The 13,605-nt window shown below is 59.3% G+C and carries 14 protein-coding genes; 2 read left to right on the top strand and 12 right to left on the bottom strand.

Annotation, left to right across the window (positions count from 1 at the left end):
- Window positions 1-167 precede the first annotated feature (167 nt).
- Window positions 168-1,352: a Na+/H+ antiporter NhaA gene (gene nhaA / locus ACOYXE_RS16190; protein WP_099758184.1), complete on the bottom strand. Its 1,185-nt coding sequence runs from the start codon at window positions 1,350-1,352 to the stop codon at window positions 168-170.
- Between the two features lie 251 nt (window positions 1,353-1,603).
- Between nhaA and ACOYXE_RS16185 the strand changes: the two genes are divergently transcribed.
- A complete protein-coding gene (locus ACOYXE_RS16185; RefSeq protein WP_460926287.1) occupies window positions 1,604-2,698 on the top strand; it encodes a PLP-dependent cysteine synthase family protein in 1,095 nt (364 codons plus the stop codon).
- A 146-nt stretch (window positions 2,699-2,844) separates the two neighbouring features.
- Here the strand turns inward: ACOYXE_RS16185 and ACOYXE_RS16180 are convergent, their stop codons facing one another.
- The 3 genes from ACOYXE_RS16180 to ACOYXE_RS16170 all read right to left on the bottom strand — a co-directional run bounded on the left by ACOYXE_RS16180 (window position 2,845) and on the right by ACOYXE_RS16170 (window position 5,868).
- The gene (locus tag ACOYXE_RS16180) at window positions 2,845-4,458 is read right to left on the bottom strand and encodes an NAD(P)/FAD-dependent oxidoreductase (RefSeq protein ID WP_160056391.1); all 1,614 of its coding nucleotides are present in this window, start codon (window positions 4,456-4,458) and stop codon (window positions 2,845-2,847) included.
- A gap of 97 nt (window positions 4,459-4,555) precedes the next feature.
- On the bottom strand, window positions 4,556-5,209 hold the full coding sequence (locus ACOYXE_RS16175; RefSeq protein WP_460926285.1) for a COG3650 family protein: 654 nt from the start codon (window positions 5,207-5,209) through the stop codon (window positions 4,556-4,558).
- 59 nt (window positions 5,210-5,268) lie between these two features.
- Window positions 5,269-5,868, bottom strand: coding sequence for a short chain dehydrogenase (locus tag ACOYXE_RS16170; RefSeq protein ID WP_160056395.1), 600 nt, complete (start codon window positions 5,866-5,868; stop codon window positions 5,269-5,271).
- 104 nt (window positions 5,869-5,972) lie between these two features.
- Between ACOYXE_RS16170 and ACOYXE_RS16165 the strand changes: the two genes are divergently transcribed.
- Window positions 5,973-6,887 carry a LysR family transcriptional regulator gene (locus tag ACOYXE_RS16165; RefSeq protein ID WP_160056396.1) on the top strand — a complete coding sequence of 305 codons (915 nt, stop codon included), beginning with the start codon at window positions 5,973-5,975 and terminating at the stop codon, window positions 6,885-6,887.
- Window positions 6,888-7,002: 115 nt separating this feature from the next.
- Here the strand turns inward: ACOYXE_RS16165 and ACOYXE_RS16160 are convergent, their stop codons facing one another.
- From ACOYXE_RS16160 to livH, 8 genes are all read right to left on the bottom strand, one after another.
- On the bottom strand, window positions 7,003-7,482 hold the full coding sequence (locus tag ACOYXE_RS16160; RefSeq protein WP_160056398.1) for a DoxX family protein: 480 nt from the start codon (window positions 7,480-7,482) through the stop codon (window positions 7,003-7,005).
- Window positions 7,479-8,237 (bottom strand): HvfC/BufC N-terminal domain-containing protein, encoded by a 759-nt coding sequence (locus tag ACOYXE_RS16155; protein ID WP_405122197.1) that lies wholly within the window; start codon window positions 8,235-8,237, stop codon window positions 7,479-7,481. Before ACOYXE_RS16155 ends, ACOYXE_RS16160 begins: the two co-directional genes overlap by 4 nt.
- Window positions 8,234-9,121 carry an MNIO family bufferin maturase gene (gene bufB, locus ACOYXE_RS16150; protein ID WP_160056402.1) on the bottom strand — a complete coding sequence of 296 codons (888 nt, stop codon included), beginning with the start codon at window positions 9,119-9,121 and terminating at the stop codon, window positions 8,234-8,236. The genes ACOYXE_RS16155 and bufB overlap by 4 nt, the downstream gene beginning before the upstream one ends.
- A gap of 25 nt (window positions 9,122-9,146) precedes the next feature.
- Entirely contained in the window at window positions 9,147-9,452 is a 306-nt protein-coding gene (locus ACOYXE_RS16145; RefSeq protein WP_007918537.1) for a BufA1 family periplasmic bufferin-type metallophore, read from the bottom strand.
- A gap of 292 nt (window positions 9,453-9,744) precedes the next feature.
- Window positions 9,745-10,446, bottom strand: a complete 702-nt coding sequence (locus ACOYXE_RS16140; protein WP_008082262.1) for an ABC transporter ATP-binding protein — start codon at window positions 10,444-10,446, stop codon at window positions 9,745-9,747.
- Window positions 10,447-11,214, bottom strand: coding sequence for a high-affinity branched-chain amino acid ABC transporter ATP-binding protein LivG (gene livG, locus ACOYXE_RS16135; protein WP_077571419.1), 768 nt, complete (start codon window positions 11,212-11,214; stop codon window positions 10,447-10,449).
- Complete coding sequence (locus tag ACOYXE_RS16130) at window positions 11,211-12,467, bottom strand: high-affinity branched-chain amino acid ABC transporter permease LivM (RefSeq protein WP_160056404.1); 1,257 nt, start codon at window positions 12,465-12,467, stop codon at window positions 11,211-11,213. Before ACOYXE_RS16130 ends, livG begins: the two co-directional genes overlap by 4 nt.
- Window positions 12,464-13,387, bottom strand: a complete 924-nt coding sequence (gene livH / locus ACOYXE_RS16125; RefSeq protein ID WP_007918526.1) for a high-affinity branched-chain amino acid ABC transporter permease LivH — start codon at window positions 13,385-13,387, stop codon at window positions 12,464-12,466. Before livH ends, ACOYXE_RS16130 begins: the two co-directional genes overlap by 4 nt.
- Window positions 13,388-13,605 lie beyond the last annotated feature (218 nt).

Raw genomic sequence — 13,605 nt, 5'->3', positions numbered from 1 at the left:
CATCCTTTCTTTCATCCGTCGACAGCCCTTCGCAAAGGGCTGCGCGACGTTAACGAAGCAGGAAAATGGTGGCTGTAGGACGCGTCTCTAAAGACGTGGGATTGTTCGCTGTGTAACAGGAACGCAGGAAACTTGTGGCGAGGGAGCTTGCTCCCTCGCCAAAGAGGTTATATCGCTTGGGAGTTCTTGCGACTCGCCGCCGCCGTCACCGCATAACCAATCAACGCCGCCAGAATCGACCCAGTCAAAATGCCCATCCGGTCCATTCCTGCGTAATCGCTCACACCCGGCTCAAACGCCAGCGAACCGACGAACAGGCTCATGGTGAAGCCGATACCGCAAAGAATAGCTACGCCCATGACCTGGCCCCAGTTGGCGCCTTGGGGCAGGGTGGCGATGCCGATCTTCACGGCCAGCCAGGTGAGGCCGAACACGCCGACGGTCTTGCCCAACAGCAGGCCTACCGCGATGCCCATCGGCACATGATGGGTGAAGCTTTCGACGGTAACACCGCTGAGCGACAGGCCAGCGTTGGCGAAGGCGAACAGCGGCAGAATGCCGTAAGCCACCCACGGGTGCAGCGCATGTTCGAGGGTCAGCAGCGGCGACGGCTCGGCGTTTTTCGTGCGCAACGGGATGCAGAACGCCAACGTCACACCGGCCAGTGTCGCGTGAACGCCACTCTTCAATACGCAGACCCAGAGGATCAAACCGATGATCATGTACGGCCCAAGCTTGACCACCCCGAGCCGGTTCATCGCCACCAGCGCCGCGATGCACGCTGCCGCCAGACCCAGCGACAGAGTCGACAGTTCGCCGGAGTAGAAGATCGCAATGATCACGATGGCGCCGAGGTCATCGATGATTGCCAGGGTCATCAGGAACAGCTTCAGCGACACCGGCACGCGCTTGCCGAGCAATGCCAGCACGCCGAGGGCGAAGGCGATGTCGGTAGCGGTCGGGATTGCCCAGCCGTCGAGGGCTGCCGGATTGTCACGGTTGAGGAACCAGTAGATCAGCGCCGGCACCAGCATGCCGCCGATCGCGGCCGCACCGGGCAGGACGATCTGTGACGGCTTGGACAACTGACCGTCGAGAACCTCGCGCTTCACTTCCAGGCCGATGAGCAGGAAGAACATCGCCATCAGACCGTCGTTGATCCACAGCAGCAAGGGTTTAGCGATTTTCAACGCACCGATCTGCGCCACCACCGGGGTGTCGAGCAGGCCGGTGTACAGCCACGACAGTGGCGAGTTGTTGATAATCAGAGCAAGGATGGCCGCAGCGATCAATAACAGACCGCTGGCAGCTTCCAACTGAAAGAAACGCGTGAAAGTGCTACGCAGAGGCAAGGTCGCTCTCCATCGAATCGTCAAAAAGGTGGGACACCCTAACCCGTACTGTTAGTTGTTAAAACAAAAGTTATATTCTTTTTTGTTATATGGCGTTACAAGGTGTCTGGCTCAAGCCACGCTGAGCCTAGCAGTTGTCTGACATATTGAGACTCAGCTGTATCTGTGCGCGCTATAGGATTTTTCCTAAGCTGATGAGTGAGCCTTTTGGACGCATTCATCTCCTGCCCGATTCAAAGAGAACCATCACCATGAGCGACAACCGACAGTGGGCCCGCGAAGCCATCCGCATCATCGAGGCGGATTTTCAGCGTAGCGCCGACACCCACCTGATCCCTTTGCCGCTGCCGGGTTTTGCGGGCATCGAGTTGTACTTCAAGGATGAGTCCAGTCATCCGACCGGCAGCCTCAAACATCGCCTGGCCCGTTCGCTGTTTCTCTATGCGTTGTGTAACGGCTGGTTGAAGCCCGGCGCGCCGGTGATCGAGGCGTCCAGCGGTTCGACGGCGATTTCCGAGGCGTACTTCGCGCGGATGCTCGGTTTGCCGTTTATTGCGGTGATGCCGGCGACCACCTCCAAAGAGAAGATTGCGCAGATCGCCTTCTACGGGGGCCAAAGTCATCTGGTGAAAGATCCCACGCAGATTTACGCTGAATCCGAGCGTCTGGCCCGCGAGCATGGCGGCCACTTCATCGATCAGTTCACCTACGCCGAACGCGCCACCGACTGGCGCGCAAACAACAATATCGCCGAGTCGATTTTCCAGCAGATGCGTTACGAAAAACACCCGGAACCGAGCTGGCTGATTTCCAGCCCCGGCACCGGCGGCACCACCGCAACCCTTGGCCGCTACGTGCGCTATCGCCAGCACTGCACCCGGGTGTTGTGCGCCGATGCCGAGCGTTCGGTGTTCTTTGATTACTACCAGACCGGCGATGCGAGTTTGCGTCTGGATTGCGGTTCGCGGATTGAAGGCATTGGTCGGCCGCGCGTTGAGGCGTCGTTTCTGCCGAAGGTGATCGATGCGATGGTCAAGGTGCCGGACGCCTTGTCGCTGGCGGCCATGCATTATCTGGCGCAGCGTCTGGGACGGCATGTTGGCGGGTCGAGCGGGACCAATCTGATCGGCGCCTTGATGGCGGCGCAGCAGATGAAAGCGGCGGGGGAGTCGGGGTCGATCGTGGCGATTCTGTGCGATGGCGGCGAGCGGTATGCCGACACTTACTACGATCAGGATTGGCTGCAAGCGCAAGGGTATGAGTTGGCGGGGTTGATCGAGGCGGTGACGGCGAGTGCCGAGCGCGGCGAGCCGCTGCCGACTTCAGTCCTGCGCGCCAATATCTGAAGAAACGCAAAAACCAAATATGGGAGCGACGGTGCGACGATTCGACCTGCTCGCGAAGGGGGCATCTCATTCAACATCATTGTTGTCTGAAATACCGCTTTCGCGAGCAGGCTCGCTCCCACAGGGCTTTGTATTGCTTCAGATGATTAGTCAGTCAGGCCGAGAATGTCGCGTGCCACGGCCTCGGCAATGCGAATCCCGTCCACACCCGCCGACAGAATCCCGCCCGCATAACCCGCACCTTCACCGGCCGGGAACAAGCCCTTCACGTTCATGCTCTGCAGTGTTTCGTTACGAGTGATGCGCAGCGGTGACGAAGTACGCGTCTCGATCCCGGTCAACACCGCATCATGCAGCGAATACCCGCGAATCTGCTTCTCGAACGCCGGCAAGGCTTCACGGATCGCCTCAATGGCAAAGTCCGGCAAGGCCAGGGCCAGATCGCCCAGTGCCACGCCCGGTTTGTACGACGGCTCGACTTCGCCCAGCTCGGTCGAAGGAATGTCGTTGATGAAGTCGCCAACCAGTTGCGCCGGTGCCTTGTAATCGCTGCCGCCAAGGATGAAGGCGTGGGACTCCAGACGCTCCTGCAACTCGATCCCGGCCAGCGGGCCGCCCGGATAATCGACTTCCGGGGTGATGCCGACGACGATGCCGGAGTTGGCGTTGCGCTCGTTACGCGAGTACTGGCTCATGCCGTTGGTGACCACGCGGTTCGGCTCGGAAGTCGCCGCGACCACCGTGCCGCCCGGGCACATGCAGAAGCTGTAGACCGAACGGCCATTTTTGGCGTGGTGCACCAGTTTGTAGTCGGCGGCGCCCAGTTTCGGGTGGCCGGCGTACTTGCCCAGACGCGCACGGTCGATCAGTGATTGCGGGTGTTCGATGCGGAAACCCACCGAGAACGGTTTGGCTTCCATGAACACGCCACGGCTGTGGAGCATGCGGAAAGTGTCGCGGGCGCTGTGGCCGAGGGCCAGAACCACGTGTTTCGAATGCAGGGTTTCGCCGCTGGCCAGTTCGACGCCGACCAGTTGGCCGTCTTCGATCAGCACGTCGGTGACGCGTTCCTGGAAGCGCACTTCACCGCCCAGTTCGCGGATCTGCTCGCGCATGTTTTCAACCATGCCGGTCAGACGGAACGTACCGATGTGCGGCTTGCTGACGTAGAGGATTTCTTCCGGCGCGCCAGCCTTGACGAACTCGTGCAGGACTTTGCGGCCGAGGAACTTAGGATCCTTGATCTGGCTGTACAGCTTGCCGTCGGAGAACGTGCCCGCGCCGCCTTCGCCGAACTGCACGTTGGACTCGGGGTTGAGCACGCTTTTACGCCACAGGCCCCAGGTGTCTTTGGTGCGTTGACGGACTTCGGTGCCACGTTCGAGGACGATCGGCTTGAAGCCCATTTGCGCCAGCAACAGACCGGCGAAGATCCCGCACGGGCCGAAACCGACGACGATCGGGCGCTGGCTCAGGTCGCTTGGCGCTTCACCTACGAATTTGTAGCTGACATCCGGCGCCACGTTGACGTTACGGTCGTCGGCGAACTTGCCCAACACCTTGGCCTCGTCGCGCACTTCGAGGTCGATGGTGTAGATGAAGCACAGTTCGGAGGACTTTTTGCGCGCATCGTAGCTGCGCTTGAACAAGGTGAAATCGAGCAGATCATCGCTGGCGATGCCCAGACGTTGCACGATGGCAACGCGCAGGTCTTCTTCGGGATGGTCGATTGGCAGCTTGAGTTCAGTGATTCGTAACATGGCGAGGATCCGGGTTCGCGGGGCGCACAACTGCGCCAGGGCGTTTGAAGGCCGCGATTATAAGCCGCAAAGGCCGGATCCGGTGAGGCTAAAACGCTCAGTCGTTGCGCGATCCGCCGAAATACCCGCACCCGCGCTGCACCTGACCGTCGATGCGCAACTCGGCGCTCATGTGCTGCACGCTGCCGGTGTTGCTGTCGACGCAACGCTGCGGTGCGACCCACAATTCGATGCGCTGATTGTTGGCTTCACTGCTGAGGTTGAAGCGGCCGTCGCCCAGTTGTTCTTCAACATACGGCACGGCAAGCGGCGGCTGGCCTTCGCGGTCGATGACCATGCCTCTGCCGCTGACTTTGACGTTCCATTCCGGGCCATGGCCGGCGGCGCGGAGGATCAGCAGTTTGAAATTCGGATCATCGCAGGCCGTGCCGGAGCGCTCGACGCGATACAACTGAGTCAGGTCGAGGCGGTCACCGGCGACTTTGCCGCGGACATCGGCAAACAGTTTGCCTTGTTCATCAGCAAGTGTTGCTGCTTCCTGCAGAACGCTGGTGCCGCCGATGTCATTGACCACCAGTTGACGCTGCTCCTGGCACGGCTGGAACACCAGTTTGCCGTCAGCGGCGGTCAGTTGCCCCTGCATCCGCGTCTGCCCGACGTGCGAGGCAATTTCTCGCTGGCCGTCGAACAACTGGCAAGCGGCAAACAACGGCAGCAGGGCAACAACGACTAACGAACGGGCAACACGCATCTTCGACTCTCCAGACAAGTGCCGCCACGTTACGCAGCCTGACCGTTCATCACAAGGGTTTAGCCCACGTGAAATGTCTGACCTGTCTGCAAGCCTTCGACACTTTTCGCGTAGGCCAATGCCACATCCGCTGCAGGAACCGGCTTGTAACCACGGAAATACGGGGCGTAACTGCCCATCGCTTCGAGCAGTACGGTCGGACTGATCGAGTTCACTCTCAGGCCGCGTGGCAGTTCGATGGCGGCGGCGCGGACGAAACTGTCCAGAGCACCGTTAACCAGCGCTGCGCAGGCGCCGCTGCGAATCGGATCGTGGCTGAGCACGCCGGTGGTGAAGGTGAACGAGGCGTCGTCATTGGCGAATTCGCGACCAATCAGCAGCAGATTGACCTGACCCATCAGTTTGTCTTTGAGGCCGAGAGCGAAGCTGTCTTCCGTCATCTCGCCCAGCGGTGCGAAGGTCACGTTGCCCGCAGCGCAGACCAGCGCATCGAACTTGCCGGTCTTTTCGAACAGTTTGCGGATCGACGCGCTGTCGCTGATATCCACTTGCAAATCACCGCTGGTGCGGCCGATACGAATGACTTCGTGGCGTTGCGACAGCTCTTTGTCCACCGCCGAACCAATGGTGCCGCCAGCGCCTATCAACAGAATCTTCATCGAGCTGTACCTCAAGTGATTGAACGAGGTTTCAGTCTAGAGTGGTTTTTTCTGCGGATAAGCGCACTAATGGGCAACCTTTGGTTTTCAGATGGAAACAATCCATGAGCGAAATGGATGATCTGGCGGCGTTCGCGGTGTTGATCGAAGCGGGCAGTTTCACCTTGGCAGCGCAGCAGTTGGGCTGTAGCAAGGGGCAGTTGTCCAAGCGCATCAGCCAGCTCGAGGCGCAGTTCTCCGTGGTGTTGCTGCAACGCACGACCCGGCGCTTGAGCCTGACCGCGGCGGGCGCGGCATTGTTGCCGCAGGCGCAAGCGTTGGTCGTCCAGGTCGAAAAAGCGCGTCAGGCCTTGGCGCGGCTAAAAGACGATATGGCCGGACCGGTGCGAATGACGGTGCCGGTGTCTCTGGGGGAAACCTTTTTTGATGGTTTGCTGTTGGAGTTTTCGCACAAATACCCCGAAGTGCAGATCGAGCTGGAGTTGAACAACAGTTATCGCGATTTGTCGCGGGACGGCTTTGATCTGGCGATCCGTAGCGAAGTGGCCAATGACGAACGACTGGTTGCCAAACCGTTACTGGCCTGGCAGGAAATGACCTGCGCCAGCCCGGCATATCTCGAGCGTTTCGGTGAACCGCTGACGCCGCAAGCATTGACCGAACATCGCTGTTTGCTCAACAGCCACTACAGCGGGCGTGAGGAATGGCTGTATCACCAGCAGCATGAATTGTTACGAGTGCGGGTGTCAGGACCGTTCGCCAGCAATCATTACAACTTGCTGAAGAAAGCCGCGCTCAGCGGCGCCGGTGTCGCACGATTGCCTTCCTACTTGCTGCAAGCGGAATTGGCTGACGGCAGATTGCGCTGGCTGCTGCGAGATTTTCAGACCCGACGCATGCCGATGTACCTGGTGCATCCGTATCAGGGCGGATTGCCGAAGCGCACGCAGGTGCTCGCAGACTATTTGATCGGCTGGTTCAAGCGCAGCGGCGAGGCGTTGGATCGACTTCAGCGCTGATCATATGAACATAAACCCCATGTAGGAGCTGCCGAAGGCTGCGATCTTTTGATTTTGTTTTTTTCAAAGCAAGATCAAAAGATCGCAGCCTTCGGCAGCTCCTACAGGTCGGCGTTCAGTTGGCGAAACGGCGGGCGATCAGGTGATCGATCGACACCTTGCCCGGGCCGGTCGCCATCAGATACAGCAACACCGCCGCCCAGGTGCCGTGAGTCGGATAGGCATCGGGGTACACAAACAGCTGAATGGTCAGCGTCATGCCCAACAACGCCAATGCCGAAAACCGTGTGGCGAAGCCGATCAGTATCAGCACCGGAAAAAAGTGTTCGGCGAACGCCGCCAGGTGCGCGGCGAGTTCCGGCGACAGCAGCGGCACGTGGTATTCGCTCTTGAACAACGGAATGGTCGAGTCGGCCAGCCGCGGCCAACCGAGTTGAAAGGTCCCGTCGATCAGGTCGATGGCCAAACCTTCAACCTTGGTTTGCCCTGACTTCCAGAACACCGCGGCTATCGAGAAACGGGCAATGAAGGCGATCAGGCTGTGAGGGATTTTTTCCAGCAGCGCGATGGCGCGGGTGATGAGGAGGAGGCTCATGGCGATTCCTTGTTGTTCAAGTGGGTGATCGCGTTGTGTGCGATCAGCAGGCCGAGGGTTTGGCCGAGATCGAATTCAGGGCTGTTTTCAACCGCTGCCAGAAGTGGTTGGCCATCGATCAGATGACGGATAAACACGCTGGCCCCGGGTTCGAGGGCAAACACTTCGACGTCTAGGCCATTGCGCAGAATCAGGGCATGTTGCCGACGATCGATCTCGATGCCCTCGAGCACAGCGTCCTGCTGATGTGCCGCCCAGATCGCAACCACGGCATAGGCGCAATCGAGCAAGTGCAGGGACGGATGAAACACCAGGCACAATTCACTCAAGGCTTGTGGGGAGGCTAACGCCGCAGTGATTTGTTCGTGCCGCACCGGCTCGGCGTCGGCGGCGTGATAGGCCCGCGTGCGCAAATGCTCGAGCCGCGCGACATCGGCCAGATAGGGCACGCTCGAGGCGGATTCGAATGTCTGGATGAAGGCTGCAAACGCTTCGCCATAGCGATTCATCAGCGGACTTTGCGGCGGCTGCTGTTGTACGAAAATGGCCGCCATGGCGCGGAAGAAATCCTCGCCGACCAATTGCGCAACCACCGGATAACTGTCGCTCAACGCATTGATCAGCGAACCCTGCACGTTATTGCGGTACACCGCGAAACGGCTCGCCGGATCGGCACCGTTGGCGCAGCACAGACCTTCGGGGCAGGGTGCCCGCGTGTCGATGAGCGCGGCAGCGAAATCACGTTGAACGCTCATGAGCGTGCTCCGGCATCCATTAAAAACGCCTCAGCTTGTTGCGCCTCCGCCAGTAGCACCTCGAACGCCGGCACGTGATTGTCGCGCTCGATCAATGTCGCCACCGGACCGATTCGTTGCAGCACTTTCCGGTACAAACGCCAGACGGCTTGATCGATCGGGGCACCGTGATCGTCGATCAGCAAGCGATCGCCAAGGCTGTCGCTATCCTCGGCAAACCCCGCCAGATGAATTTCACCCACCGCGTGTAATGGCAGCGCATCGAGATACGCCAGCGGATCCCGCTGATGGTTGACGCAAGAAACATAGACATTGTTGACGTCTAGCAACAAGCCGCAGCCGCTGCGGCGGATGACCTCGGCGATGAACTCCGCTTCATCGATGGTCGAACGCTGAAAACCCAGATAGGTCGCCGGATTCTCCAGCAACATGGGCCGTTTGAGCGTGCTCTGCACCTGATCGATATGCTCGCAGACGCGGTTCAATGTCGGCGTGTCATAGGCCAGCGGCAACAGGTCATTGAGAAACACCGGGCCATGGCTTGACCAGGCCAGGTGTTCGGAAAAGGATTGCGGTTGATAGCGCTGAATCAGTTCGGCGAGGCGTTTGAGATGCTGTTTATCCAACGGTCCTTCAGCGCCGATGGACAAGCCGACACCGTGCAGCGACAGCGGATACTGCTCGCGGATCAAACCGAGAAAATGATGAAACGGACCGCCGGCCACCATGTAGTTTTCGGCGTGGACTTCGAAGAAGCCAATGTCCGGTAGTGAGCCGAGCACGTCACGAAAGTGCCCGGTCTTGAGCCCCAGCCCGGCACGGGGCGGGAGCCCGAGAAGGGCTGCCTGAGTGCAGGAGGGGGCATGGTCATTGATTGTGAGCATGATCGTCACTCAGGCAGGCCAACGATCAGGACTTGGCTTTGAAGGCTTCCATCTGACCGAAACCGGTCGGCGAGGTTTTGCTTTCAGTGGTGGCGCAGGTGCCTTTCGGTACGAGCTTCCAGGCATTGGCCTGATAGTCCATTTTCGACGTGCCGGCACAGGTGGTGCCCGCGCCTGCTGCGCAATCGTTGTGACCTTTCATGGCCACGCCGAAGCATTTTTCCATGTCGGCGTCGGCAGCATGGACGGTCGATACAGCGGCCATGCTCAGGGCAGAACCGAGGGCCAGAACCAGGGCGGTGGCGGACAGGGTGCGGGTGGTAGCAGTCATGATGTTTCTCCAGTCTTGTTCAGGGTTTTTACAAGCGCGTTTGCGCTTGCTTGTCCCTCTAGAGAAACGAGGTGGCGTTGCGTTACAGCCCGCTCAAAATCTTTTTGGAAAAACGCAAAACCCTGTAGGAGTGAGCCTGCTCGCGATGGCGTCATGTCAGATACTGGTGATGTTGAATGACACAACGCCATCGCGAGCAGGCTCACTCCTACAAGGGCTTTTTGGAGAATCTGAAAATCGTGCAGGCACAAAAAAAACGGCCCGAAGGCCGTTTTTTGTTTAGCGAAACACATCAACCGCCGAGGTACGCCTCGCGTACTTTCGGGTCGGTCAGCAGCGCTTCACCGGTGCCTTGCATGACCACACGGCCGTTCTCCAGAACGTACGCCCGGTCAGCAATTTTCAGCGCCTGGTTGGCGTTCTGCTCAACCAGGAACACCGTCACACCGTCCTTGCGCAGCATTTCGATGATGTCGAAAATCTGCTGGATGATGATCGGTGCCAGGCCCAGCGACGGCTCGTCGAGCAGCAACAGCTTGGGCTTGCTCATCAACGCACGGCCGATGGCGAGCATTTGCTGTTCGCCGCCGGACATGGTGCCGCCGCGCTGGTTGAAGCGTTCTTTCAGGCGTGGGAAAAGTCCGAGAACCTTGTCCATCTGTTCCTGATAGTCGCCTTTGTCGGTGAAGAAGCCGCCCATGGACAGGTTTTCTTCAACGGTCAGACGGGCAAACACCCGACGACCTTCCGGCACCACCGCGATGCTTTTGCGCATGATCTGCGACGAGTCCTGGCCGACCAGCTCCTCACCCATGTAGCGGATGCTGCCGCTGTGCGCTTGCGGCGAACCGCAAAGTGTCATCAGCAGCGTCGACTTGCCGGCACCGTTGGCGCCGATCAGGGTCACGATCTCGCCCTGACGGACTTCGACGTTGACGCTGTGCAGGGCCTGGATCTTGCCGTAGAAGGTGGAAACGTTTTCGAACTGCAGCATTTACGCTTCCCCCAGGTAGGCTTTGATCACTTCAGGATTGTCGCGGATCTGTTCTGGCGTACCGTCGGCCAGAGGCGTGCCCTGGTTGATCACGACGATGTGGTCGGAAATGCTCATGACCAGTTTCATGTCGTGTTCGATCAGCAGCACGGTGACGTTGTGCTCTTCACGCAGCACGCTGATCAGCGCCTTGAGGTCTTCGGTTTCCTTCGGGTTCAGACCGGCAGCCGGTTCGTCGAGCATGAGGATCCGCGGACGGGTCATCATGCAGCGAGCGATTTCCAGACGCCGTTGCTGACCGTAAGCCAGGGTGCCGGCGGTACGGTTGGCGAACTCCTTCAGGTTGACCTTTTCCAGCCAGTACTCGGCAAACTCCATGGCCTCGCGCTCGCTTTTGCGGAACGCCGGGGTCTTGAACAGGCCGGCCAGGAAGTTGGTGTTCAGGTGACGGTGCTGGGCGATCAACAGGTTCTCGACCGCCGTCATGTCCTTGAACAGGCGCACGTTCTGGAACGTGCGCACCACGCCTTTGAGGGCGATCTTGTGGCCCGGCAGGCCTTGAATCGGCTCGCCGTCCAAAAGGATGCTACCGCCGGTGGGCTGATAGAAACCGGTCAGGCAGTTGAACACGGTGGTCTTGCCGGCGCCGTTGGGCCCGATCAGTGCAACCACCTGTTTCTCTTTGACGGTCAGGGCCACACCGTTGACCGCGAGCAAACCGCCGAAGCGCATGCTCAGGTTTTCGACTTTAAGGATCTCGCGGCTCATTTTCGCAACTCCATGTGTGGGCGTTGCATCGGCAGCAGACCTTGTGGACGCCAGATCATCATCAGCACCATCAGCGCACCGAACATCAACATCCGGTACTCGCTGAACTCACGCATCATTTCCGGCAACAGAATCATCACCACGGCAGCCAGGATCACACCCAACTGCGAGCCCATACCGCCCAGCACCACAATGGCGAGGATGATTGCCGACTCGATGAAGGTGAACGATTCCGGGGTCACCAGACCCTGACGGGCGGCGAAGAAGCTACCGGCGAAACCGGCGAATGCAGCGCCGAGGGTGAACGCGGACAACTTGATGATCGTTGGATTCAGACCCAGCGCACGGCAGGCAATTTCGTCTTCACGCAACGCTTCCCACGCACGGCCGATCGGCATGCGCAGCAAACGGTTGATGACGAACAGCGCCGCCAGCGCCAGCACCAGGGCAACGAGGTAGAGGAAGATCACCTTGTTGATCGAGTTGTATTGCAGGCCGAAATACTCGTGGAAGGTTTGCATGCCTTCCGCGGCTTTACGTTCGAAGGTCAGACCGAAGAACGTCGGTTTCTCGATGTTGCTGATGCCGTTCGGACCGCCAGTGATGTCGGTCAGGTTACGCAGGAACAGACGGATGATCTCGCCGAAGCCGAGGGTCACGATCGCCAGATAGTCGCCGCGCAAACGCAGCACCGGGAAGCCCAGCAGGAAGCCGAACGTCGCGGCCATCAGGCCGGCAATCGGCAGGCAGATCCAGAAGCTCAGGCCGTAGTAGTGCGACAGCAGCGCGTAGCTGTAGGCGCCGACGGCATAGAAGCCGACGTAACCGAGGTCGAGCAGACCGGCCAGACCGACGACGATGTTCAGGCCGAGGCCAAGCATCACGTAGATCAGGATCAGCGTTGCGATATCCACCGCCCCACGCGAGCCGAAGAACGGCCACACCAGTGCCAGCAGGATCAGCGCAATGATGAAATAGCGCTGGGTGGTTGGCAGAGTGAGGAAGTTGCTCGCTTTGGCCGGAATCAGCGGCAGGCCCGGCGATGAGCGCCAGGCCTTGCTGATCTGCTGGTTGAACAGCACGCGCAGGAACATCAGCACCGAACAGATGGCGATGGTCGCCAGCACGGTCGGGCTGGTGTTGTGCACTTCCAGGTTGATGCCGACGATGGTCAGTTTCAGACCGAGTACCGGGTAGGCCACGGCCCACACCAGCAAAGCGCTGAACAGCGCCTGTTTAAGATTCCTAGTCATACTTTCTCAACCTCCGGACGGCCCAGAATGCCGGTCGGACGGAACAACAACACCAGAACCAACAAGCCGAAAGCCACGACGTCCTTGTATTGGTCACCGAAGATATCGGCGCCAAACGCTTCCGCCACCCCCAGCACCAACCCGCCGAGCATGGCGCCGGGGATGCTGCCGATACCGCCAAGTACCGCTGCGGTGAAGGCTTTGAGGCCGACGAGGAAACCGGCGTTCGGGTTGATCACCCCGTATTGCATGCTCAGCAGCACAGCCGCAACGGCTGCCAGCGCGGCACCAATGACGAAGGTCAGGGCGATGATGTTGTTGGTGTTGATGCCGAGCAGGTTGGCCATCTTGATGTCTTCGGCGCAGGCGCGGCAGGCGCGACCCAAGCGAGAGCGGGAGATGAACAGCGTCAGGCCGAGCATGGCGATCAGGGTCACCACGAACACCACGATTTGCATGTAGGAAATCAGCACTTCTTGTGCGCCACCTGGGCCGAAGGCAATGTTGCCCGGAATCAGGTTGGGGATAGCTTTGTCCTTGGAGTCTTGCGCCAGCAGAACCGTGTTCTGCAGGAAGATCGACATACCGATCGCGGAAATCAGCGGGATCAGACGGTTGCTGCCGCGCAGGGGGCGGTAGGCAATGCGTTCGATGCTGTAACCGTAGGAACTGGTGACGACGATGCTGGCGATGAACGCCGCCGTCATCAACAGCGGGACACTGTCGAGTCCCATCATGGTCAACCCGGCGATGGCGATGAACGCCACGTAAGAGCCGATCATGTACACCTCGCCGTGGGCGAAGTTGATCATTCCAATGATGCCGTAGACCATCGTGTAGCCGATGGCGATCAAGGCATACATGCTGCCAACGTTCAGGCCGTTAACCAGCTGTTGGAAGAAGTGATAGATGTCAGGCATTACAGCGCTCCTAAAAACCTGATACGCATTTCACTGGTGGAGTCATTTTCCCGCCCGGCCCCGTGGATCTTTATCCACTTCGAATCCGGGTTTTGCCAGCGAACCGCTGATGACGGTTTTGAGATTTTCAGGTGGGGAGACTGGCGGATCACGCCAGCGCGGCCCAATACATTCGTAAAACAAAGCCCACGGCACGCCGTGGGCTTTATTGGCAGTCA

Source organism: Pseudomonas sp. MC6 (assembly GCF_054790575.1).
The sequence above is the reverse complement of the archived record's forward strand: the minus strand, read 5'-3'. Positions and strand labels throughout refer to the sequence as shown.